Here is a 21,635-nt window from a genome sequence, read left to right as displayed (position 1 = left end):
GCCAATACATTTTACAATGTATTGGCTTAGGCTGGTTAAATCATAAAAAGTTCATATTATAAAAAATGCCTATTAATTTTTAATCAATAGGCATTTTTTGAAGATTTTACTCAATATTGGTTGAGCGAGGTGCAGATTGAACTTGACTTACCGCACTGGTGTAACCGCCGAAACCTTTTCCGTAGAAGTAGTATTTCGAGTTTTGCCACTCGGAAATCGCAAACGGTTTAGATTCTTCGTTCGGTGCAGAGGCAACCGTCATTGCTGATTTCGTATGTTCCACTCGTGAGAACGTGCCCAATTTACCGTTGAAAGAATAGCTACTTTCATAGCTAGAAACCGGAATTTCAACTGCTTGTGAGCTACCCACAATGGCAGGAGCTACGGTTGCTTGCGATTGGAATTTACCAACACGCTCATTCTTCTCTTTTACCAAATCACGCTCAGAAGGCTGAGCAACCACACTGCCAAATGGAGCAATATGTTCTTTTACTTCTGATTTTTGAATTTCCGGTTCTAATCCTTTTTCTGCTTTAGGCTTAGCGTGTTCCTCTTGTTTTTCTTTGACTAAATCACGATTGGTCGGTTGAGCTACAAATCCACCTAACGGGCTAACAGAGTGCGTTTTTTTCTCGACTGCTTTTTTCTCTACTTCAACAGGTTGGGTTTCTTGCTGTTCCAGCATTTGATCAACAGATAAGAATTGTACTTTTTCTTCCGCTTTTGCTGGAGCTGCAAATTGCACCCAAACTTTGCCGCTGGCAAGTTCAGGTGAAGCAACTGCTGAGCTCAATGGCATTGCAGAAGCCGTATTACTACGACTATTTTCGCGACGACGCTGATTACCTACCCGTAAGTGGCGAGGCAAACGGCGTTGGCGGTTGTTATCACGGTTTTCAGAGATGCTTTCAGCAACTGATTCTGCCGCTACAAGCGGTTGAATTTCTGCATTTTTTTGCACATTTTCAATATCATTCGTTTTAACAACAAGAGCTTCTACTGTTGATGGTGCTAAATTTTCACTCACAGCTTCTACCGTTTCAACACGTACTTTTTTGCGTAATTCACGACGTTGTCTACGTTCCGCTTGGTTTTCACGCTGATTATTACGGTTTTCCTGCGTTTCAGTTACACCGGAAACTTCTTCAACCACTGTACGGCGTTGTTTTTTCTCAGCACGAATAGCTTTTTCTTCTTGAGAAAGGACTTGGTTTTGCGGTTGTTTACGCTCTTGATTTTCTGCCTTTGTATTGCGATTCGGACGTTCGCGGCGTTGGCGACGTTCACGTTGATTACGTGCTTTTGATTTTGGCTTTTGCTCTTCTTTCTTGTCCTCTTTAAACCAACTTTTTATCGCTGTGATTAAACGACTAAGTAGTGATGGTTTTTCCGGCTTCGCAGGTGCCGGAGCAGGCTGAATGTTGAGTTCGGAACTTTGTAACACAGACTCAACGGTAATCACAGGTTCATTGCGAGTAACTAACACATCTTCGTGATGCTGATGATTACAATGTTCTTCCTCTGTGCGAGCTTCGTAATGTTTGGTTAGATCGTAGCTCAAGGTTAGTGTTACTTCATTTTCACGCAAACGATATACCGCAAAGTGAGGAGTTTCCATACTTTCAGACGGCACAACTACAATTTGTACTTCGTGGCGTTTTTCGATGCTTGAAATTGCTTTACGTTTTTCATTTAACAAGTAGGTTGCAATTTGCACAGGTACAATGGTGTGAACTTGAGCTGTATTTTCTTTGATTGCTTCTTCTTCCAATAAACGTAAAATTGAAAGAGCAATAGATTCGTTATCACGCACTTTACCCGTGCCCTGGCAACGAGGGCAGATGTGTGATGACGCTTCGCTTAACGATGGGCTTAAACGCTGACGGCTCATTTCTAACAAACCGAAACGTGAAATGCGGGCGAACTGAATTCTTGCACGGTCTTGGCGTGTGGCTTCACGAATACGGTTTTCGACTTCACGTTGGTGGCGAACCGGGGTCATATCGATAAAGTCGATCACAATTAAACCGCCCAAATCACGTAAACGTAATTGGCGAGCAATTTCATCTGCCGCTTCTAAGTTAGTGTTAAGAGCAGTTTCTTCAATATCGCCACCGCGAGTTGAACGTGATGAGTTAATATCAATCGCTGTTAGAGCTTCTGTTACATCAATAACAATTGAGCCGCCTGACGGTAAACGTACTTCACGTTGGAATGCAGATTCAATTTGCGATTCAATTTGATAATGGCTAAATAACGGTACTTCGCCTTCGTATAAACGCACACGGTTGATGAAATCAGGGCGAACCAAACGAATGTGATTTTTCGCCTTTTCGAATACTTTTTTGTTGTCGATTAAGATTTCACCAATATCACGGCGTAGGTAATCACGAATTGCACGTACAATTACATCACTTTCTTGATGGATTAGGAAAGGTGCAGGGCGAGATTCTGCCGCTTTTTTAATGGCGTCCCAATGGTGCAATAGCACTTTTAAGTCCCACTGCAACTCTTCAGGTGATTTTCCCACACCGGCAGTACGTACGATCAAACCGACATCTTCAGGTACATCTAAGCAGTCTAAAGCCTCTTTTAACTCTAAACGCTCATCGCCTTCAATACGGCGGGAAATACCGCCTGCACGCGGATTGTTTGGCATTAAAACTAAGTAACTACCCGCAAGAGAAATGAAAGTGGTTAATGCTGCACCTTTATTACCACGTTCTTCTTTGCTGACTTGAACGATAACTTCTTGCCCTTCTTGGATAATATCTTTGATATTTGGACGACCGTTAAACACATAGTCTGACGGGAAGTATTCACGGGAAATTTCTTTTAAAGGTAGGAAACCGTGGCGTTCTGCACCGTAATCAACGAATGCTGCTTCAAGGCTTGGTTCAACACGGGTAATTTTACCCTTGTAGATATTGGATTTTTTCTGTTCGTGCCCCGGACTTTCAATATCCAGGTCGAATAAACGTTGCCCATCAACAAGGGCAACACGCAACTCTTCTTTTTGAGTTGCATTGATTAACATTCTTTTCATTGTGTTTTCTCATTATTGTTCATTTTACACGGGCTGTTTGCCCCATTATTCAGGAATGTTTTTATGTCTATCTCACGACTGTCTTAATTCCTAATTAAAAGTGTTGATAGTTGTCTTATGTTTACTTTTTCTTGTCTCAAAGAAACTGCAAAATCAATCACTTATGGCTTGCTGAAGATTTTTGCAAGCGGTTATTTTTTGCCAAAATTTTGCAAATTTTCAGTTGCTTTTTTACAGGCAAAAATAACAAGGTATTATCGCATTTTACCCCTTTTAAAAGCAAGGTAATTGTAGCTGTTGTTGCGAATTAATTTTATTGAACTTTTATTGAGCGTAAAAAATACAAGCGGTTGAATTTACAAATTTTTTTGCAAATTCAACCGCTTGTGAGTTAGATGCCAAGTTGATCCCAAATTTCATCAATGCGTTTAACTACATTTTCATCTTTTTCGATAGGTGTTCCCCATTCACGGTTGGTTTCGCCAGCCCATTTGTTGGTAGCATCAATCCCCATTTTTGAGCCTAAGCCGGCAATTGGCGAGGCAAAATCAAGATAATCAATTGGAGTATTTTCGATCATCGTAGTATCTCGAGCCGGGTCGCAGCGAGTGGTGATCGCCCAAATCACATCTTTCCAATCACGAGCGTTTACATCATCATCACACACAATTACAAATTTGGTGTACATAAATTGGCGTAAGAATGACCAAACGCCCATCATTACCCGTTTAGCGTGCCCTGCGTATTGCTTTTTCATCGTAACGACTGCTAAACGATACGAGCAGCCTTCCGGTGGCAGATAGAAATCGACAATTTCAGGGAATTGCTTCTGTAAAATCGGAATAAAGACTTCGTTTAACGCTTCGCCTAACACCGCCGGCTCATCAGGTGGTCTGCCTGTGTAGGTACTATGATAAATCGCATCTTTTCGCATTGTGATATGGGTAACGGTAAACACGGGGAAATATTCTTGTTCGTTGTAGTAACCCGTGTGGTCGCCGTAAGGACCTTCTAATGCGGTTTCCTCTAAATCAATGTAGCCTTCAAGTACAATTTCTGCACTTGCCGGCACTTCTAAATCGTTAGAAATGGATTTCACTACTTCCGTTTTATGCCCACGCAATAGCCCGGCGAACGCATATTCCGAGAGTGTATCGGGAATTGGCGTAACGGCGGCTAAAATCGTTGCCGGATCTGCTCCAATGGCAACCGAAACAGGGAATGGTTTATCGGGGTTTTCCGCTTTCCACTCTTGGAAATCTAACGCACCGCCACGATGCGAGAGCCAACGCATAATGAGCTTGTTTTTGCCGATTAATTGTTGGCGATAAATCCCCAGATTTTGGCGTTTTTTGTACGGACCTTGCGTAATCGTCAGCCCCCAAGTAACGAGTGGGGCAATATCGCCTTTCCAGCAGTGCATAATAGGCAACTTAGTGAGATCGACTTCATTGCCCGAAATGACCACTTGCTGGCATTCTGCTCGACTTAGCACTTTCGGCGGCATATTAAGAATTTGCTTCCATTGCGGCAGCTGCCCGATTAAATCCTTGAAACCTTTTGGCGGCTCAGGCTCTTTTAAAAAGGCGAGCAGTTTACCTAGTTCACGCAGGGCTTTGGTATCTTCCTGCCCCATTCCCATCGCCACTCGTTTTGGTGTGCCGAATAAATTGCATAGTACAGGAATTTGGCTACCCTTAGGGTTTTCAAACAACAATGCCGGTCCACCTTTTCTTAAGGTTCTATCGGCAATTTCCGTCATTTCTAAATAAGGATCGATCTCTTGCTTAATACGAACTAACTCGCCTTGTGCTTCAAGCAAATCAAGAAATTCTCGTAAATTTTTATATTTCATAGCGGTCATATTTCTGAAGTTTTTTGCAAGTATATAGAAAAATGCGGATGAAAAATACCCATAAAAAATTTATAGAAATTTTATTTGGTTTTGCTAGAATACATTGATTTTAAATTTATAAAAGGAGATTTTATGTTTAAGAAAACATTGATTGGTTTAGCCGTTTTAGGGGCAGGAATTGCCCAAGCGGACGTATTAACCAGCATCAAACCGTTAGGTTTTATTGCTAATGCGATTACTGATGGTGTAACTGAAACGAAAGTATTATTACCGGTAACCGCTTCTCCACACGATTATAGTTTGAAACCATCAGATGTATCACAACTACAATCTGCTCAATTAGTAGTTTGGGTAGGCGATGGTTTAGAAAGTTTCCTCGAAAAAAGTATCGAAAAATTGCCGAAAGAGAAGGTATTAACCCTTGAGAATGTGGAAGCGATTGAAGAGTTGGTGGAAAAAGCAAGTGACAAAAAAGAAGATGCTCACGACCACGATCATAAGCACGACCACAAACATTCACACGATCATAAACACGAACATAAAGGGCATAGTCACAAACACGATGATCACCACGGTCATAGCCACGATGAAGACTGGCATATTTGGTTATCTAGCGAGGCAAGCGAAATCGTCGCTGAACAAATTGCCGCACGTTTAAGTGAACAATTACCGGAACAAAAAGCGAAAATTGCAGAAAATCTTGCAAAATTCAAAACAAATTTAACCGCTAAGAAAGCAGAAATTGCGAAGCAATTAGAGCCGGTAAAGGCAAAAGGCTATTACACTTTCCACGATGCTTACGGCTATTTTGAAAGAGAGTATGGTTTAAATTCATTAGGTTCATTTACCATTAACCCAACGGTTGCACCGGGTGCGAAAACACTTGCCGCAATCAAGAAAAATATTGCTAAAAACAAAGCACAATGTTTATTTGCTGAGCCACAATTTACCCCGAAAGTGATTGAAACGCTGGCAAAAGAAACGAAAGTGAATGTAGGGCAATTAGACCCACTAGGTGCTAAAGTTCAACTCAGTGCAACTGCTTACCCTGATTTTTTACAGGCACTAGCCAACGAATTTAGCCAATGTTTATCAAAGTAAGATAAAAAATAACCCCATTTAAGTGAATTAAATGGGGTTTGTTTTATTTGAAAAAAAGCGAGAAAAATTAACCGCTTGTTAGCCTAAATAATCTTCCAAATTAATCACCTTATCGCACGATCTCTTGATTAAATAAGGATCGTGGCTGACTAAAATCAAGCTGCAATTTCGGGCACGACATTGAGTTATTAGTAATTCTATTGTTTCTTGCTGTGTGATAGGATCAAGTCGAGAGGTTACTTCATCAGCAAATAGTAATACAGGATCAAGTAATAACGTTCGCAAAATCGCCACACGTTGCAGCTCGCCACCCGACACATTTTCGGCACTGCGTTGTAAAATGTCCGGGTTAAGCGAGAGTTGCTCTAATAAACTTGGAATAGGCAGGCGATCTAATTTATGTTTATTGATCACATCATCAAGTAAGGTTTGCAAGCTCACATTTGGGGCAAATGCCTCCGGTGGATCTTGGTAAAGTTTCAATACTTGATGTTTTTTATGGCTATGGCTGTGCCATTTTACCTCACCTGATTTTGGTTTTAGCAAACCGCACAACACATCAGCAAGAGAGCTTTTACCTATGCCACTATGCCCCACAATGCCTAGCACCTCGCCTTTGTGTAAATCAAAAGAGAGATTACTAAACAAGGTTTTTTTGCCACGGGCAACACTTAAGTTCTTGACTGAGACAAGCGGTTGTTTTTGGTTCATATTTTGCAAATCTTGCAATGGCTGCCAATGTTTTGGATCTGCGGCAATCAAGGCTTTTGTGTAAGCGTGTTGTGGATTGCGTAAGAGTGCTTCTGCCTCGCCTTGTTCCAACAGCTCGCCTTTTTTCATCACCAGAATGTAGCCCCCGAGTTGCTCGGCAACGTCAATATCGTGAGTAATGGTGAGTAAGCCACCCCCGTTTTGGTAAGCGGATTTTAACAGTTCAATCACTTTGCCTTTGCTAATTGGATCAAGCCCTTTGGTCGGTTCATCTGCCAGTAACATTTTTCCACCCGCAGCGGTTGCAATTGCAAAAGAGGCACGTTGAGCCATTCCACCTGAGAGTTGGTGCGGATAGTTTTCAACTGAGTCGCCTAAACCGAGCTTGGCTAAATAGGCTTGGCTTTCGGTTTTTGCTTGGGGTGAAGATTTCCCTGCCACGTAGTGAAAACTTTCCCATAATTGCTTACCAATTGCCATAATCGGATTTAGCGAGCGGCGAGGTTCTTGTGGCAGCATTACTAAGGTTTTGCCCCACAATTTTTCGATTTCAGATTGTTGGTTAAAATCCACTTTGCAATTTTCAACAAAAAATTGACCGCTTGCAATTAAGCCTTCGGGTAAAGCTCCCATAATGGCTTGAATTAACAGGCTTTTTCCTGAACCTGTTTCGCCTAAAATGGTAATATTTTTGCCTTGTTGTAATGAGAGAGAAATAGGTTGAACCAGTGTTATGCCATCTTTGGTTTTTACACTTACATTTTGAATTTCCAGTAACATTATTTCACTCTCCCTGATAATAATTGTAGGCTAAGCACCATTAAAAATACGGCAACTACCGGCTGTAAAAAGATCAATGGAGCTTCGTAATAATAAGGGAAGAGCTCTGTCATCATTAAGCCTAGCTCCGCTGTAGGTGGACGTAATCCTACGCTTACAAAGCCGAGAGTGGCGAGGGCTAAAATCGCATTCCCGAGCGAGAATGCAGATAAGGTGGCGATCATTGGTAATAAACGAGGTAATAAATGGCGTTTGAAGCTATAAAGCCAGCTCATTCCCATTAAGCGTGAGGCTTGAATTTCCGAACTGTTTGCCATTGTTGAGCTAATGGAACGGATCACACGGAAAAATTCCACCCACATTACCAATGAAATCCCTAAGTAGAGCGTCCAGAACGAACCCGGAGAGAGTGCGGCAAAGAGTAATACCAGTAATAAGCCCGGTAGTGCCATCACTAAATCACATATAAAACTGAAAATGCGGTCGATCCAGCCACCAAAAAAGCCTGCCATAATGCCTGTAATCAAACCTGCCACTAAGGCACAAAATACGCTAAACAGCGATAAGCTGAAAGAGAGGCGAATAGCAGAGGAAAGTCGGGCAAGCATATCTCTGCCGAGATGGTCTGTGCCGAACCACGCTAATTCATTTGGGCTGGAAAGCGTATTGGCTAAATCTTGAAAGCCGATATCCATCGGGTAAAAATAAGGCTGTAAAAAGGCGAAGCCGAGCATAATAAGTAGAATCGTGCCGCCCAAATATTGTGAAGTTGAGATTTTCATTTTGATATCCTATCGCTTAATTCGTGGGTCAATCCAAGCACTGAGCAGATCGGCAAGAGTGTTTAATACAACAAATAATCCACCCATTACTAAGGTTGTACCTTGAATCATCGGTACATCACGGGCAATAATGGCGTGAACCAATGCGTGTCCGCTGCCGGGCCAAGCAAATAAACTTTCTACCACCACAACACCTTCAATTAAATAGACAAGCTGGACTGCGTGATAGGCAATAACGGGGACGGCGATGTTTGGTAAACCGTGTCGCACAAAAGTTTTCCAGCGGCTTAGCCCTTTTAATTGCGAGAATTGGTAAAACTCTGCATTTTTCACTTGTACCATCGTAGAGCGGGTTACTCGCACCGAAACCGCACTCAAGCCAATCGCAAGGGTTAAAGCAGGTAAGATAAAATGCTGCCAGCTACCATATCCGCCAGCAGGCAACCATTTTAGTTGAGCTGAAAATAACGTAATTAAGCCGATAGCGATAATAAAGGCTGGCACAGAGCGGAACAGCGTGCTGAAAATGAGTGTCAAGCGGTCAAAAAAACCGTTTGGTTTGCGAGCGGCGAGTAATCCAAGTGGAGGACCAATAAGGATTGCCAAGATAAGTGCCACAATTGCAAGGCTTAAGGTATGTCCGAATTGATGTTGAATTTCAGCCCAGACAGGATCGCCTGTTACCAACGATTTACCTAAATTAAACTGCAATAAATCGCCTAACCAACTGAAATAGCTTTGCCACCAAGGCTGATCTAACGCTAACTCGGCTCGCACCGCTTCAGCAGCCATACTATCGGCTTGGTCGTAACCATAACGGCTGGCGGCAATACGGTATGCCATATCGCCCGACAGTTGGCGGGTAATAATGAAAGTTAATGTGCCGACTGACCAGACGACTAATAACAACTGAGTAAGGCGGCGGAGAAAGATATTTAACACCTGAAATTCCTTCTAAAAAAATTGGGGCGGACTAATGTGTCCACCCGATGTTTTTAAATTATTTTGATAATTTTTCTAAGTAAAAACGTCTTTCAAATGGGTCAAGTGTCAAACCATTAATGCCTTGATGCCCTACAACAGTTTGTTGATCGTACACAATCGGAATAATCGGTAATTCATCGTGAATAATTTGGCTCACTTGCTGTTTTAATTGCTTCGATTTTTCAGAATCGATTTCTGTTTCAAGTTGTTTTAGAGCGTGATCTAGGCTGTCATTACGCCAGTTCATTGTGCCCCAATCGCTTCCACCGTTAGCAAAGTCTTGCACTAACAAGGCGAATGGATCGAGTGTTTTCGCATAGTTGAACGCATAAAGTGCCATCTCTAAAGTGCCATTTTGATGTCCTAGTGGAATTTCACTGAAGTTACCGACAGACACATTGATATCAACCCCGATTTTCTTCCATTCAGCTTGTAAAATGGTTGCAATAATCGGTAATTCAGGACGATCTGAATAAGTTCTTAACGTAAAGGTAAATGGTTTACCATCTTTAGTTAATTTGCCTTCTGCGTTATATTCATAACCGGAAGCGGTCAAATTTTCCTTAATTTTTGCGATGGTTTCATCGTGGCTTAAGGTTGGCTCTGTTGTTGCCACACGCCAGTCCGCAAAGGCTTTAGGTAAAATTTGATCTGCCATACCGTCTTGGATTTTCAACACTTGCTCAGCAATCGCTTTGCGGTTAATCGCTTGAGATAAGGCTTGGCGAATGGCTAAATCGTTGAAGAACGGCTTAGCAACATCCATTTTTAGCTGAGTTGTACGTGCAATAGAGGTGTTGATAAGTTGCAAATTCGGATCAGCTTTTAAACGAGCCACGCTTGCTTTATCTAAATTAAACACTAACGACGTTTTATCACTCTGTGCCATTAAAGTACGGGTTTCACTACGGCTGCTGGCTAAATAATTCGCTTGCTGAAGTTGTGGCTTGTTGCCCCAATATTCATCAAAACGAACGCTCTCTAATTTTTGTGGAGCTTCGATTTTGGTAGCTTTAAATGCCCCTGTACCAATGAGTTGTGCCACATTGCCTTTTTCATCAAAGCTCTCTTCCGCCAAAATTAAAGTAGTGTAGTGCGTTAAGAAAGAGGGGAACGGCACAAAAGATTTCGTTAATTCAAATTGGATTTGGTTATTCTCTAGGGCTTTAATCTCTTTGATAAAGGCTTTTTGCAACACGCCCGGTTTTGAAAGTGCAATTTGCAATGATTTTTCGACCGCTTGTGCGGTGAAAGGCTTGCCGTTATGGAATTTGGCATCACGAAGAGTAAATGTCCAAACCGTTGCATCATTATTACTTTCCCACTTAGTTGCCAAACCTTCTACTAATTGACCTTCAAGGTTAGCTTCAACTAAGGTTTCAGCAATGTTCATACGTTGGAAAATTACACCTGATTGGTTTAAATCCAAGCTGTTTAATTCCCAAGGAGCAACAACAGTTACAAGCGGTAGAATTTCTGGATTTTTTTGCGATTGTGCAGGTTGTGCCGCAGGTTTCTCTACATTGGCTTGAGTATTGTTTTTATCATCACAAGCTGCAACACAAAATGCCGCCATCGTTAATGGTATCCACCATTTTTTCATTTTATTTGTCTCCATAAAAAAATAAGGGGTTTAAATAACGGCAGAACTTTAGCATATTTCCATAAGAAAAGTAGCGTTATTTTTAGTTGAGTATTTTGATTGGTTATTTAATAATCAACACCTAGTATAAGAATGTTAAATGATTTCCGGTTGTTTTCTCTATTGGTAAGACGTAAACTAGTTATAGTTTCTAATTTTAAAACGTGAGCTAATAATTGGCTACGATACGAGGAATAATTATGCAAACCCTAATCTGGAATGATTTAACAAACGCAGAAAAACAACAATATCTTGCTCGCCCCGCTCAAGTGATTGGAGAGAGTATTAAAGCAGCGGTTGATGAGATTAAAGCTAATGTATTAGCGAATGGTGATAAAGCCCTCTTTGAATTAAGTGAGAAGTTCGACAAAGTGAAATTAGCCAGTCTTACCGTTTCAAAAGAGCAAATTCAGCAAGCAGAGAGCCGTATTTCACCGGAACTTAAACACGCCATTCAAAATGCGAAAGCAAATATTGAGGCTTTTCATAAAGCACAGCAAAATCAAGAGGTAGATATTGAAACCCAGCCGGGTGTGCGTTGCCAAGTGATTACTCGCCCGATAAATGCCGTAGGGCTTTATATTCCGGGTGGCTCTGCACCACTTTTCTCAACGGTTTTAATGCTCGCAGTGCCGGCAAAAATTGCAGGCTGTAAGAAAATTGTACTCTGTTCTCCACCGCCAATTGCAGATGAAATTCTCTATACCGCAAATTTATGCGGTGTTGAAACGATTTATGCGGTAGGTGGGGCACAAGCCGTTATTGCAATGGCAAATGGCACAGAAACGGTAGCTAAAGTGGATAAAATTTTCGGACCCGGTAATAGTTTCGTAACAGAAGCTAAACGCCAAGTAGTTCAAGAGGGAACAGCAATTGATATGCCTGCTGGTCCAAGTGAAGTATTAGTGATTGCAGATGAATTTGCCGACCCTGCGTTTGTCGCCAGCGATTTGCTCTCTCAAGCAGAGCACGGGGCAGATTCGCAAGTTATTTTAGTTACTCCAAGTTCTGCATTAGCTAAAGCGGTTGATGAGGAGTTAGAAAAACAGGTTTCGGTGCTGCCTCGTGGCGAGACAGCGAGGAAAGCACTCGCCCATAGCCGTACTTTTATTGCAGAAAACTTGCAACAAGCGGTCGAAATTAGTAATAAATATGCACCTGAACATTTAATTATGCAAACAGAAAATGCCCGTTCACTTTTAGCGGATTTGGATAATGCAGGCTCAATTTTCTTAGGGGCTTATAGCCCTGAAAGTATGGGCGATTATGCAAGTGGCACAAACCACGTTCTACCCACTTATGGCTATACAAAAACCTATTCTAGCTTAGGTTTAGCTGATTTTAGCAAACGAATGACAGTGCAAGAATTGACACCACAAGGCTTTTTAGCACTAGCAGAAACGGTTGAGAGAATGGCAAGTGCAGAATTGTTAGAAGCACACCGTAATGCGGTTAGCTTGAGAGTTAAGAAACTACAGAGCTAAAAAAGAAATAAGCGAACAATGCGTTCGCTTATTTTATCTACTCTTTCACAATAATCTTTTTGCCATTGGTAAAATCAATCTGTTTGGCAACCGTGATATGACCGATAGGTGTTTCAAGTGATGCAAAAACAGGCTTTACATTTTCCGGTAAGTTATTTATTGGTAAAACTACCGTAATATTTTCTTTCTTTTTGGCAGAAATAGCTTTATCTAGCTGAGTTTGTACTTCCTGCACAAAGAAAATCTGATCATTAATGGTAAACGCAGATAACCAATTTAAGTTTTTAATACGATTTTTGCCTATGTTATTGACTTCGTAAGTTAATACAGCAACATCTTGGTTATCTTGTTTTGTTGTTCCTCTTTGGATCAAATTAATTCTGACATTTTGGTTAAATGCTTTTAGATTTTTATCTTCAGCTTGTTTTGTTTCCAGTTTTTTAGTCTCGGTTTTATTTGCTTCAGTTTTAGCTGTTTGATTATTTTCTGTTGCCTGAGCATTAAGCACAAATAATGAAATAGCTGTAAATGTGAATAAAATTTTCTTAATAGACATAATATTCCTCTTAATAGGTTTAATTTTGATTGCAAAATTTAACAAAAATTTGACCGCTTGTAACTAAGTTATATTAGGCTTTCTTCAAAAATTCAGATTTCAGCATAATTTTGCCACAATCTACATTGTGATCACCTTTTGCTAAACGTATCCCTTTGAATTTTGTACCTTTTTTCAGGACTTCCGATGATCCTTTTAATTTTAAATCTTTAATTAATAACACATCATCACCATCAGATAATAAATTACCATTACTATCTTTTACAATTAAGGCATCTTCATCTTGAGTAGTTTCCTCACCATTCCATTCATAAGCACAATCAGGGCAAACAAATTGAATAGAATCGTGATAAGTATTTTCGCTCTTGCATTCAGGGCATACAGGGTATGTCATAATATTTTCTTCTCATTGATTTACATTAAAAGTGGCATTATATAATAAAAAGCAGTAAAAAGATAAATGAACAATTTTTAACAATCCTAAAGAAAAGTCAGTTAGAATAAGGAAATAACAATAAAGGGGGCAACTATGATAGTCGATCCAAATTATCAACAAGAATTAGAAAAATATGAAAATCCTGTGCCGAGCCGAGATTTTATTTTAAATACTATTCGTGAACATAACGCACCAATGAGCCGTGATGAGTTGTTGGAGGTTTTTCATATTTACGATGAGGAACGTATCGAGGGTATCCGCCGCCGTTTACGAGCAATGGAAAATGATGGGGAGTTAGTATTTACCAAAGGTAAACGCTATGCCTTGCCTGAAAAGATGGATTTATTGAAGGGTACAGTGATTGGTCATCGTGATGGTTATGGTTTTCTACAAGTAGAAGGGCACGAAAAACTTACAACTAAAAGTGAGGATTGGTTCATTCCAAATGCTCAAATGGTAAAAGTAATGCACGGTGATTTTGTACTGGCACAACCGAACGGCACAGATAGACGAGGCAGAAAAGAAGTCCGTATCGTGCGTGTGTTGGAAGCCCGTAAAAAGCAAATTGTTGGGCGTTTCTTCCTGGAAAGCGGTATCGGTTTTGTTGTGCCTGATGATAGCCGTATCAATCAAGATATCCTTATTCCTGATGAGCACCGTATGGGAGCAAGAATGGGGCAGGTTGTGGTGGTCGAACTGCAAGAACGCAAAGCCAGCTTTAACCGCCCAGTGGGTTTTATTACGGAGATTTTAGGCGATAATTTAGCACCGGGTATGGAAATCGAAATTGCATTACGCAATCACGATATTCCACACGTTTGGTCAGAAGGGGTAGAAAAGCAAATTCGTCAATTTACGAGTGAAGAAGTGCCGGAAGAAGCGAAGCAGGGGCGTATTGATTTACGTGATTTACCGCTCATTACTATTGATGGCGAAGATGCTCGTGATTTTGATGATGCGGTTTTTGCCCAAAAAGAAGGGAACGGCTGGCGTTTATGGGTAGCAATTGCTGATGTAAGCTATTATGTTCGCCCGAAAACAGCGTTAGATTTGGAAGCACTTAATCGAGGTAACTCGGTTTATTTCCCAAATCGAGTAATTCCAATGTTGCCGGAAGTGCTTTCAAACGGTTTGTGTTCATTAAATCCACAGGTTGATCGCCTTTGCTTAGTGGCGGAAATGTCCGTTTCCAATAAAGGGGAGCTGGTCGATTATAAATTCTATGAAGCAGTAATGAATTCACACGCTCGTTTAACTTATACTAAAGTTTGGAAAATGCTAGAGGGAGATGAAACCTTGCGTGAGCGTTACTCCCCGCTTGTGCCACATATTGAAGAGCTTTATGCGATGTTCCAAACCTTAATGAAGGCTCGCCAAAAGCGAGGGGCAATAGAGTTTGAAACCATTGAAAATCAATTTATTTTCAACCCACAAGGGCGAATTGAACGCATTGAACCACTTATCCGTAACGATGCACACAAACTGATTGAAGAGTGTATGATTTTAGCAAATATTGCAGCGGCTCGCTTTGTGGAACAAGCCAATGAACCTGCTCTTTACCGAATTCACGATAAACCAAGTGAAGAGAAATTGCTTAGCTTTAAATCGTTTGTGCGTGAATGTGGTTTAACGTGGGATGTTGGGCTTGATCCACAACCTAAAGATTACGGCGTATTATTAGAGCAAATTGCCGAACGTGCCGATAAAGAGCTCATTCAAACAATGTTACTGCGTTCACTGAAACAAGCAGTGTATGCGGCAGATAACATCGGGCATTTTGGTTTGGCATTGACCGAGTATGCTCACTTTACCTCGCCAATTCGCCGTTACCCGGATTTGTTGTTACATCGTGCAATTAAATATTTAATCGAAAAAGGTAAGGGCAATACACGTCATTACACCGATGGCGGTGGCTATCATTACAAGTTAGATGATATGGACGAATTCGGCGATAAATGTTCAGCTACCGAACGCCGTGCCGATGATGCAACCAGAGAAGTAGCAGATTGGCTGAAATGTGAGTTTATGCAAGACCATATAGGCGAAGAGTTTGATGGTGTCATCTCCAGCGTAACGGGATTTGGCTTATTTGTGAAACTTAATGAGCTGTTGATTGATGGTTTGGTTCATATTTCAACTTTAGATAATGACTACTACCATTATGACGCAGACAGACAACGTTTAGTAGGTGGAGCAGGATCGATCTATCGTTTAGGCGATGCCGTTCGGGTTAAGGTTATCAACGTGAATTTAGATGAAAAGAAAATTGACTTTGAGTTATTAACCGAACATAGCACTAATGGTAAAACAGCTAAGAAAAAAGCAAAAGCCACTGCAAAGCCGGTTTTTAAAGAGCCAAAAACGGTAAAAAAAGTGAAGAAAACGGCAGAGAAAAAGCCGGCAAAATCTGCAAAAAAACGAACAAAAACGACCGCTAGTAAGTCAAGGAAGAAATAGGAAATGGATTATAAAAAACAGATTTTATGTAGCATTTTGTTTGCATTAGTTATTGCAGCCATCAGCTACTTCGTTTTTAGTTACATTCCCTTCGATTGTAGTGATTTAACTAAACTCAATGATTACCAGCGTTTAGAGTGCCGAACAGCTGAAGTTTTGGGCATTTATTATTGGCTACCGCATACAGCGACGTTGTTTTTTGGTGCTATCTTGTTGTATTGGGCGGTTTATGGTTTGGTATCTCTCGTGAAATCACTGCTAAAACGCTAACAAGCGGTTAAATTTGAACAAAAATTTGCAAATGCAGAAAGACCTATCTTCTTAGATAGGTCTTTTGTTTTGTAAATAAATGAAAACTCCTTGATAGATGTATCACTAATAGATAAAATTCTTCAATTAAGTGGGAAAAAGTGGTGGTTTGTGGATCTTTTTCTTAAATTCAATATTATTTAAGTAAGGCGAAGAATTAAATGTTTCGTGGTGCGAGTTCAATCAGCATTGATAGTAAAGGGCGGATTGCCATTCCGACCCGTTACCGTGCCGAGCTTCTCGAAAAACATCACGGGATCTTAGTTTGTACGGTTGATATTCGTCAGCCTTGTTTGTTGCTTTACCCCTTACACGAATGGGAAATTGTTGAGCAGAAATTGCTGGCATTATCAAATTTTGACCCCGTTCAACGCCGTATTCAGCGTGTAATGCAAGGCTTTGCCACCGAATGTGAAATGGACTCGGCAGGTCGTATTTTACTTAGCTCTACACTTCGCCAACACGCTCAATTAGATCAACAGATTATGTTGGTTGGGCAATTGAACAAATTTGAAATCTGGCAAGATAAGCAATGGCAAGCCCAAATTGCAGAAGATCTTGCTTTTGGCAGTTCAGCGGAAATGTTGGATTGCGATGCCTTAAAAAATCTCTCGTTATAGTAATTGGAAATAAAGATGAGCGACACGCCAAAACACATTACAGTATTATTGCACGAAGCCGTTGATGGCTTAGCAATTAAGCCGAACGGTATCTACATTGACGGTACTTTTGGGCGTGGCGGTCATTCTCGTTTAATTTTATCCAAACTTGGGGAAAATGGGCGTTTGATTGCAACCGATCGTGATCCTCGTGCGATCGCAGAAGCCCAAACCATTAATGACCCTCGGTTTCAGATTGAACATACAGCTTTTTCTGCCATTCCTGAAATTTGTGAACGAATGGGATTGGTTGGCAAAATTGACGGCATTTTACTTGATTTAGGTGTTTCTTCTCCGCAGCTTGATGAAGCAGAACGTGGTTTTAGCTTTATGCGTGATGGACCTCTTGATATGCGTATGGATACCACCAAAGGATTATCAGCCTCAGAGTGGTTGGCTCAAGTCTCTGTTGAAGATTTAGCTTGGGTACTCAAAGAGTTTGGCGAAGAACGCTTTGCCAAACGCATTGCACAAGCGGTCGTTTCTTACAATAAATCTGCAAGTGAGAAAATTTCCCGCACGTTACAACTTGCCCAAATTATTAGCGATGCCGTACCGTTTAAAGATAAGCATAAACATCCTGCAACCCGCTCTTTCCAAGCAATTCGAATTTTTATTAATAGCGAATTAGATGAGCTGGAAAAAGCTCTTAATTGTGCATTAACGGTGTTAGCTCCGGAAGGGCGTTTGTCGATTATCAGTTTCCATTCACTTGAAGACAGAATGGTCAAGCAGTTTATGCGTAAACATAGTAAAGGTATGGAAGTGCCTCGTGGTTTACCGATTTTGGAATCGGAATTGAATAAAAATATTCCACTTAAAACTATTGGAAAAGCGATTATGCCAAGTGAAGCAGAAATTGAAGCAAATGCTCGCTCACGCAGTGCGGTACTCCGAATTGCTGAAAAACGCTAGTAACGTTAAGTGAATGAAAGGAATGAAAATGTCTAACGAACGCTATCCGTTACATCAAATTATTATTGACGATATTTTTAGTCATAATAAAGTTGCGATTTTACTGCTCATTGGTGTGGTTATTTCAGCGATCGCCACAATTTGGGTAACGCACCAGACCCGTTTATCTGTCAGCGAACAGGGGCAGTTGATTTCTGCTAATCAGAAGCTGGAAAGCCAATATACCAATTTATTGTTGGAAGAAAATAGCCGAAGTGGAAGAGCGAGAGTTGATGCTGCCGCTGAATCCTTCGGTTTACAGCCAATTAAAAAAGAACAAGAAATAATTTTAGTTGAATAGAAAATGGTCAAGTCAGTTAAAGTAAAACCTAAACAAAAAGCCCCCATTGCAGAGCCACCAAAAGTAGAAGGTAAAAAATTACCTAGTTTTTTACCGAAACGCTTCTGGGTAGTAGCACTGTTAATGGTGGTAATGGTAGTAGGGCTATTAGCTCAAGCTGCTTATATTCAACTTGTTGATTCTGAAAGATTAATTAAAGAAGCAAATAACCGCTCGCTTCGTACTAAAGAATTACAATTCACACGTGGACGAATTTTAGATCGTAATGGGCGTTTTCTCTCTATTAGTGTACCGATGTATTCTTTAACACTTGATCCAAGAGAATATTTTGATACTAAATTAAGACGTTCAAACGAAAGCTGGCGAGCTTTAGCGATGGAAATGGAAGCGTCAAAAAGTAAAATTGAAGCCAGCGTAAATAAATTTATTGAGAAGAAAAACGTTTCAAAAGAGAAAGTGGATTTTGATCCTCGCTCTATTTTAAACACCAAAAGTGAGAGTTATTGGACGCAACTCGCACAAGTTACAGGCTTGGATTACAACACGTTAATAGAAAAAGTGAGAAATAACCCAAGTTCTGTTTTTGTTCGTTTAGATCAGGAACACTGGGAGTTAGAACGCCAGAAATTCCAAGCTCTAAGCAAAGAAATTGGGCGATCTTATAATGATATAATGGACGAGCTCTACAGTAAAAATCGTCAACGTTTTGTCTATTTATCTCGTCACCAATCGGAAGCAATTAGTGAGTATGCGAAAGATCTTGATATTGATGCGTTAGTGATTAAAGGCGAATCTCGCCGTTTTTATCCATTATCAGAAGAGGCTTCTCAGCTTATTGGCTTTACCGATAAAGATGATATGAATGGTTCGGAAGGTTTAGAGCGTAGCTTTAACTCTTTACTTATCGGCAAAAACGGTAAGCAAATTATCCGTAAAGATGCTAAAGGCAATATTGTTGAGAATATTCGTTCGGAAAAACAATATGATCCGCAAGATGTAATGCTGAGTATTGATGAAGAGTTACAATCAATGGTGTATCGTGAGATTAAAAAAGCGGTGCAGGAAAATAATGCGGAATCAGGCACGGCAGTATTAGTTGATGTGCAAACAGGCGAAGTATTGGCAATGGCAAATGCTCCGTCATTCAATCCTAACAAACGTGATAGTTTTAAACCCGAGCTTATGCGTAACCGTGCAATTACCGATACTTTTGAGCCGGGTTCAACGGTAAAACCTTTTACTGTATTAACCGCCTTACACAATAAAGTTACTTATAAAGATGAAGTTATCGGTACAAGACCTATTGTAATAAACGGGCATACCATTAAAGACGTTGCTCCAAGAGACAGCCTGACTATCACAGGTATTTTACAAAAATCCAGTAACATTGGGGTAAGTAAATTAGCCTTAAGAATGCCGGCGAATGCGTTAGTAGATACTTACACCAAAGTCGGTTTTGGCAAAGATACAGGCTTAGGTTTAGGTGAACAACGAGGTACAAACGGAGACCGTAAACGCTGGGCAGATATTGAACGAGCAACACTTTCTTATGGTTACGGTTTGAATGTTACGCCACTTCAGCTTGCTCGAGCTTATGCAACCTTAGGCAGCTTCGGGATTTATCGCCCACTTTCTATTACCAAAGTAGATCCCCCTGTCATTGGTGAGCGAGTTCTACCTGAAAAAACTACCCGTGAAGTTGTTCATATGATGGAAAGCGTTGCTGCAAAAGGCGAAGGTGGACACCGTGCAGCGGTTGATGGCTACCGTGTCGCAATCAAAACAGGTACTGCTCGTAAGTTAGAAAACGGTAAATATGTGGAGAAATATATCGCTTATACTGCAGGGCTTGCCCCAGCAAGCGATCCGCGTTTTGCGTTAGTTGTATTAATTAACGAACCGAAAGCGGGTAACTACTATGGTGGTTTTGTATCGGCACCGCTATTCTCTCGCATTATGGGCTATACGCTAAAACAACGTAATATTAAGCCGGATAATTTAACGCCAGACACCCAAAGTGCCGTGCGTGAAATTCAATTAGAACGTAGTATCAATTAAGGTCAGTTATGAAACGTTTACTCCCTTTTCTCACAGAGCTAGATGCTTGGGTTGAAGAATTAACCGAGCTTAATCAAATGACTTTAGACAGCCGCCAAGTTCAACAAGGCGACTTATTTATTGCTCTTAAAGGTCATCAAGTTGATGGCAGAAAATTTATCCCAAACGCTATTGAGAAAGGGGCAAAAATTATTTTAGCTGAAGCGGAAGAAGATCAAGTTGAAGTGGAGCTTGATCCACAATTTGCAAAATTTAACTTAGATCGTACCGCTTGTTGTAAAGTCATTTCTGTACCTCAGCTGCCAAAACTGCTTTCTGCGATTGCAGGAGTTTTTTACGATAATCCATCACAAAAATTAGTGTTAGCCGGTATTACCGGTACAAACGGCAAAACGACAACTGCTCAGCTATTGGCTCAATGGCGTAACTTGTTAGGTGGAAAATCAGCCGTGATGGGAACTATCGGCAACGGTTTATACGGTCAAGTGCAAGAAGCGGTGAATACCACAGGCTCAGCCATTGAAATCCAACGCAATTTAGCCAGCTTTGTGGCACAAGGGGCAGATTTCTGTGCAATGGAAGTCAGTTCGCACGGTTTGGCTCAATTTAGAGCGGAGGCTTTAGAGTTCGACTTGGTAATGTTCACGAATTTAAGCCGTGATCACCTTGATTACCACAACACAATGGAAGAATACGCTGAGGCGAAATTCCGTTTATTTAGTGAGTTGAATACGCAAGCTCAAGTGATTAATGCTGATGATGAAATTGGTGCTGAATGGTTAAAGCAATTACCAAATGCGGTGGCAGTAAGTGTTAATCCTAACTTCAAGACTAGCCATCAATTTGTAAAAGCTACCGCAGTTAAATTTACCCTACAAGGTGCAACTATTCAATTTGCATCCAGTTGGGGAAATGGCGAGCTAAACAGCCGTTTAATCGGGGCGTTTAATGTGAGCAATATTCTTACCGCTTTTGCAGGTCTTCTGGCTCTTGGTTTTGATATGAATGCATTAGTCAAAACTGCTCCAAATTTAGTTGGTGTGGCAGGCAGAATGGAATGTATTACGGCAGTAAATAAACCTATGGTGATCGTTGATTATGCCCACACGCCGGATGCCTTAGAAAAAGCGTTAGAGGCTGCACGCTTACATTGCGAAGGCGAACTTTACTGCATTTTCGGTTGTGGTGGCGACAGAGATGCGGGCAAACGCCCATTAATGGCAGAGATTGCGGAAAAATTGGCGGATAAAATTATCGCTACAGACGATAATCCTCGTACAGAAAATAACCAGAATATTATGGCGGATATTGTCAAAGGTTTTAGTAAAGCGCAACAAATTATCCATAATCGTGAAGAGGCAATTAAAACAGCAATCGAACAAGCAAATGCTCGTGACGTGATTTTAATTGCAGGTAAAGGTCACGAAGATTACCAGATTATTGGCACAGAGAAGTTGCATTTTTCGGATCAGGAAACGGCGAAGCAATATTTAGCATTGTAGTCAAATCTCCCCCTCACC

The 21,635-nt window shown here is 40.8% G+C and carries 17 protein-coding genes; 9 read left to right on the top strand and 8 right to left on the bottom strand.

Translation table 11 applies throughout. The features are described from left to right. Nucleotides 1–106 precede the first annotated feature (106 nt). Together rne and ubiD are read right to left on the bottom strand one after the other, a co-directional pair. A complete protein-coding gene (gene rne, locus ICJ55_RS00480) occupies nucleotides 107–3,046 on the bottom strand; it encodes a ribonuclease E (RefSeq protein WP_188156856.1) in 2,940 nt (979 codons plus the stop codon). A gap of 391 nt (nucleotides 3,047–3,437) precedes the next feature. Beyond that, a complete protein-coding gene (ubiD, locus tag ICJ55_RS00475; RefSeq protein WP_188157660.1) occupies nucleotides 3,438–4,901 on the bottom strand; it encodes a 4-hydroxy-3-polyprenylbenzoate decarboxylase in 1,464 nt (487 codons plus the stop codon). 132 nt (nucleotides 4,902–5,033) lie between these two features. On the opposite strand from ubiD, the gene znuA reads away from it, so the two are divergent. Next, a complete protein-coding gene (znuA, locus tag ICJ55_RS00470) occupies nucleotides 5,034–6,002 on the top strand; it encodes a zinc ABC transporter substrate-binding protein ZnuA (protein WP_188156855.1) in 969 nt (322 codons plus the stop codon). 78 nt (nucleotides 6,003–6,080) lie between these two features. On the opposite strand, the gene ICJ55_RS00465 is transcribed toward znuA, so the two are convergent. From ICJ55_RS00465 to ICJ55_RS00450, 4 genes are read right to left on the bottom strand one after another with little or no spacing between them, the layout of a single operon-like run. Then, entirely contained in the window at nucleotides 6,081–7,496 is a 1,416-nt protein-coding gene (locus tag ICJ55_RS00465; protein ID WP_188157659.1) for an ABC transporter ATP-binding protein, read from the bottom strand. Continuing rightward, nucleotides 7,493–8,275, bottom strand: a complete 783-nt coding sequence (locus tag ICJ55_RS00460) for an ABC transporter permease (RefSeq protein WP_188156854.1) — start codon at nucleotides 8,273–8,275, stop codon at nucleotides 7,493–7,495. Before ICJ55_RS00460 ends, ICJ55_RS00465 begins: the two co-directional genes overlap by 4 nt. A 9-nt stretch (nucleotides 8,276–8,284) precedes the next feature. Next, nucleotides 8,285–9,217, bottom strand: coding sequence for an ABC transporter permease (locus tag ICJ55_RS00455; RefSeq protein ID WP_188156853.1), 933 nt, complete (start codon nucleotides 9,215–9,217; stop codon nucleotides 8,285–8,287). A gap of 58 nt (nucleotides 9,218–9,275) precedes the next feature. Continuing rightward, on the bottom strand, nucleotides 9,276–10,862 hold the full coding sequence (locus tag ICJ55_RS00450) for an ABC transporter substrate-binding protein (RefSeq protein WP_188156852.1): 1,587 nt from the start codon (nucleotides 10,860–10,862) through the stop codon (nucleotides 9,276–9,278). A gap of 239 nt (nucleotides 10,863–11,101) precedes the next feature. On the opposite strand from ICJ55_RS00450, the gene hisD reads away from it, so the two are divergent. Further along, a complete protein-coding gene (gene hisD / locus ICJ55_RS00445; RefSeq protein ID WP_188156851.1) occupies nucleotides 11,102–12,385 on the top strand; it encodes a histidinol dehydrogenase in 1,284 nt (427 codons plus the stop codon). Between the two features lie 37 nt (nucleotides 12,386–12,422). Here hisD and ICJ55_RS00440 read toward each other — a convergent pair whose 3' ends face one another. After that, a complete protein-coding gene (locus ICJ55_RS00440) occupies nucleotides 12,423–12,941 on the bottom strand; it encodes a hypothetical protein (RefSeq protein ID WP_188156850.1) in 519 nt (172 codons plus the stop codon). 73 nt (nucleotides 12,942–13,014) lie between these two features. Further along, nucleotides 13,015–13,335 (bottom strand): zinc ribbon domain-containing protein YjdM, encoded by a 321-nt coding sequence (locus ICJ55_RS00435; protein ID WP_188156849.1) that lies wholly within the window; start codon nucleotides 13,333–13,335, stop codon nucleotides 13,015–13,017. A 135-nt stretch (nucleotides 13,336–13,470) separates the two neighbouring features. Here ICJ55_RS00435 and rnr point away from each other — a divergent pair, with 135 nt between their 5' ends. The 7 genes from rnr to murE all read left to right on the top strand — a co-directional run bounded on the left by rnr (nucleotide 13,471) and on the right by murE (nucleotide 21,617). Continuing rightward, nucleotides 13,471–15,834: a ribonuclease R gene (gene rnr / locus ICJ55_RS00430; RefSeq protein WP_188156848.1), complete on the top strand. Its 2,364-nt coding sequence runs from the start codon at nucleotides 13,471–13,473 to the stop codon at nucleotides 15,832–15,834. A 3-nt stretch (nucleotides 15,835–15,837) separates the two neighbouring features. Then, complete coding sequence (locus tag ICJ55_RS00425; protein WP_188156847.1) at nucleotides 15,838–16,104, top strand: hypothetical protein; 267 nt, start codon at nucleotides 15,838–15,840, stop codon at nucleotides 16,102–16,104. A 200-nt stretch (nucleotides 16,105–16,304) separates the two neighbouring features. Continuing rightward, nucleotides 16,305–16,763, top strand: coding sequence for a division/cell wall cluster transcriptional repressor MraZ (gene mraZ, locus ICJ55_RS00420; RefSeq protein WP_188156846.1), 459 nt, complete (start codon nucleotides 16,305–16,307; stop codon nucleotides 16,761–16,763). Between the two features lie 15 nt (nucleotides 16,764–16,778). Then, entirely contained in the window at nucleotides 16,779–17,717 is a 939-nt protein-coding gene (gene rsmH / locus ICJ55_RS00415) for a 16S rRNA (cytosine(1402)-N(4))-methyltransferase RsmH (protein ID WP_188156845.1), read from the top strand. Between the two features lie 28 nt (nucleotides 17,718–17,745). After that, entirely contained in the window at nucleotides 17,746–18,057 is a 312-nt protein-coding gene (gene ftsL / locus ICJ55_RS00410) for a cell division protein FtsL (RefSeq protein WP_188156844.1), read from the top strand. A 3-nt stretch (nucleotides 18,058–18,060) separates the two neighbouring features. After that, complete coding sequence (locus ICJ55_RS00405; RefSeq protein ID WP_188156843.1) at nucleotides 18,061–20,115, top strand: penicillin-binding transpeptidase domain-containing protein; 2,055 nt, start codon at nucleotides 18,061–18,063, stop codon at nucleotides 20,113–20,115. Between the two features lie 8 nt (nucleotides 20,116–20,123). Next, nucleotides 20,124–21,617, top strand: coding sequence for a UDP-N-acetylmuramoyl-L-alanyl-D-glutamate--2,6-diaminopimelate ligase (gene murE / locus ICJ55_RS00400; protein ID WP_188156842.1), 1,494 nt, complete (start codon nucleotides 20,124–20,126; stop codon nucleotides 21,615–21,617). Nucleotides 21,618–21,635 lie beyond the last annotated feature (18 nt).

The organism is Mannheimia bovis (assembly GCF_014541205.1).
GTDB lineage: Bacteria > Pseudomonadota > Gammaproteobacteria > Enterobacterales > Pasteurellaceae > Mannheimia > Mannheimia bovis.
Note: the sequence above shows the minus strand (reverse complement) of the source record. Positions and strands in the feature narration are given on the sequence as shown.

Coding starts and splice junctions, on each gene's coding strand:
- ftsL (WP_188156844.1), top strand. CDS start 17,746: ATGTCTAACGAACGCTATCCGTTACATCAAATTATTATTGACGATATT.
- rnr (WP_188156848.1), top strand. CDS start 13,471: ATGATAGTCGATCCAAATTATCAACAAGAATTAGAAAAATATGAAAAT.
- znuA (WP_188156855.1), top strand. CDS start 5,034: ATGTTTAAGAAAACATTGATTGGTTTAGCCGTTTTAGGGGCAGGAATT.
- rsmH (WP_188156845.1), top strand. CDS start 16,779: ATGAGCGACACGCCAAAACACATTACAGTATTATTGCACGAAGCCGTT.
- ICJ55_RS00405 (WP_188156843.1), top strand. CDS start 18,061: ATGGTCAAGTCAGTTAAAGTAAAACCTAAACAAAAAGCCCCCATTGCA.
- ICJ55_RS00425 (WP_188156847.1), top strand. CDS start 15,838: ATGGATTATAAAAAACAGATTTTATGTAGCATTTTGTTTGCATTAGTT.
- murE (WP_188156842.1), top strand. CDS start 20,124: ATGAAACGTTTACTCCCTTTTCTCACAGAGCTAGATGCTTGGGTTGAA.
- ICJ55_RS00450 (WP_188156852.1), bottom strand. CDS start 10,862: ATGAAAAAATGGTGGATACCATTAACGATGGCGGCATTTTGTGTTGCA.
- ICJ55_RS00440 (WP_188156850.1), bottom strand. CDS start 12,941: ATGTCTATTAAGAAAATTTTATTCACATTTACAGCTATTTCATTATTT.
- rne (WP_188156856.1), bottom strand. CDS start 3,046: ATGAAAAGAATGTTAATCAATGCAACTCAAAAAGAAGAGTTGCGTGTT.
- hisD (WP_188156851.1), top strand. CDS start 11,102: ATGCAAACCCTAATCTGGAATGATTTAACAAACGCAGAAAAACAACAA.
- ICJ55_RS00460 (WP_188156854.1), bottom strand. CDS start 8,275: ATGAAAATCTCAACTTCACAATATTTGGGCGGCACGATTCTACTTATT.
- ICJ55_RS00435 (WP_188156849.1), bottom strand. CDS start 13,335: ATGACATACCCTGTATGCCCTGAATGCAAGAGCGAAAATACTTATCAC.
- mraZ (WP_188156846.1), top strand. CDS start 16,305: ATGTTTCGTGGTGCGAGTTCAATCAGCATTGATAGTAAAGGGCGGATT.
- ubiD (WP_188157660.1), bottom strand. CDS start 4,901: ATGAAATATAAAAATTTACGAGAATTTCTTGATTTGCTTGAAGCACAA.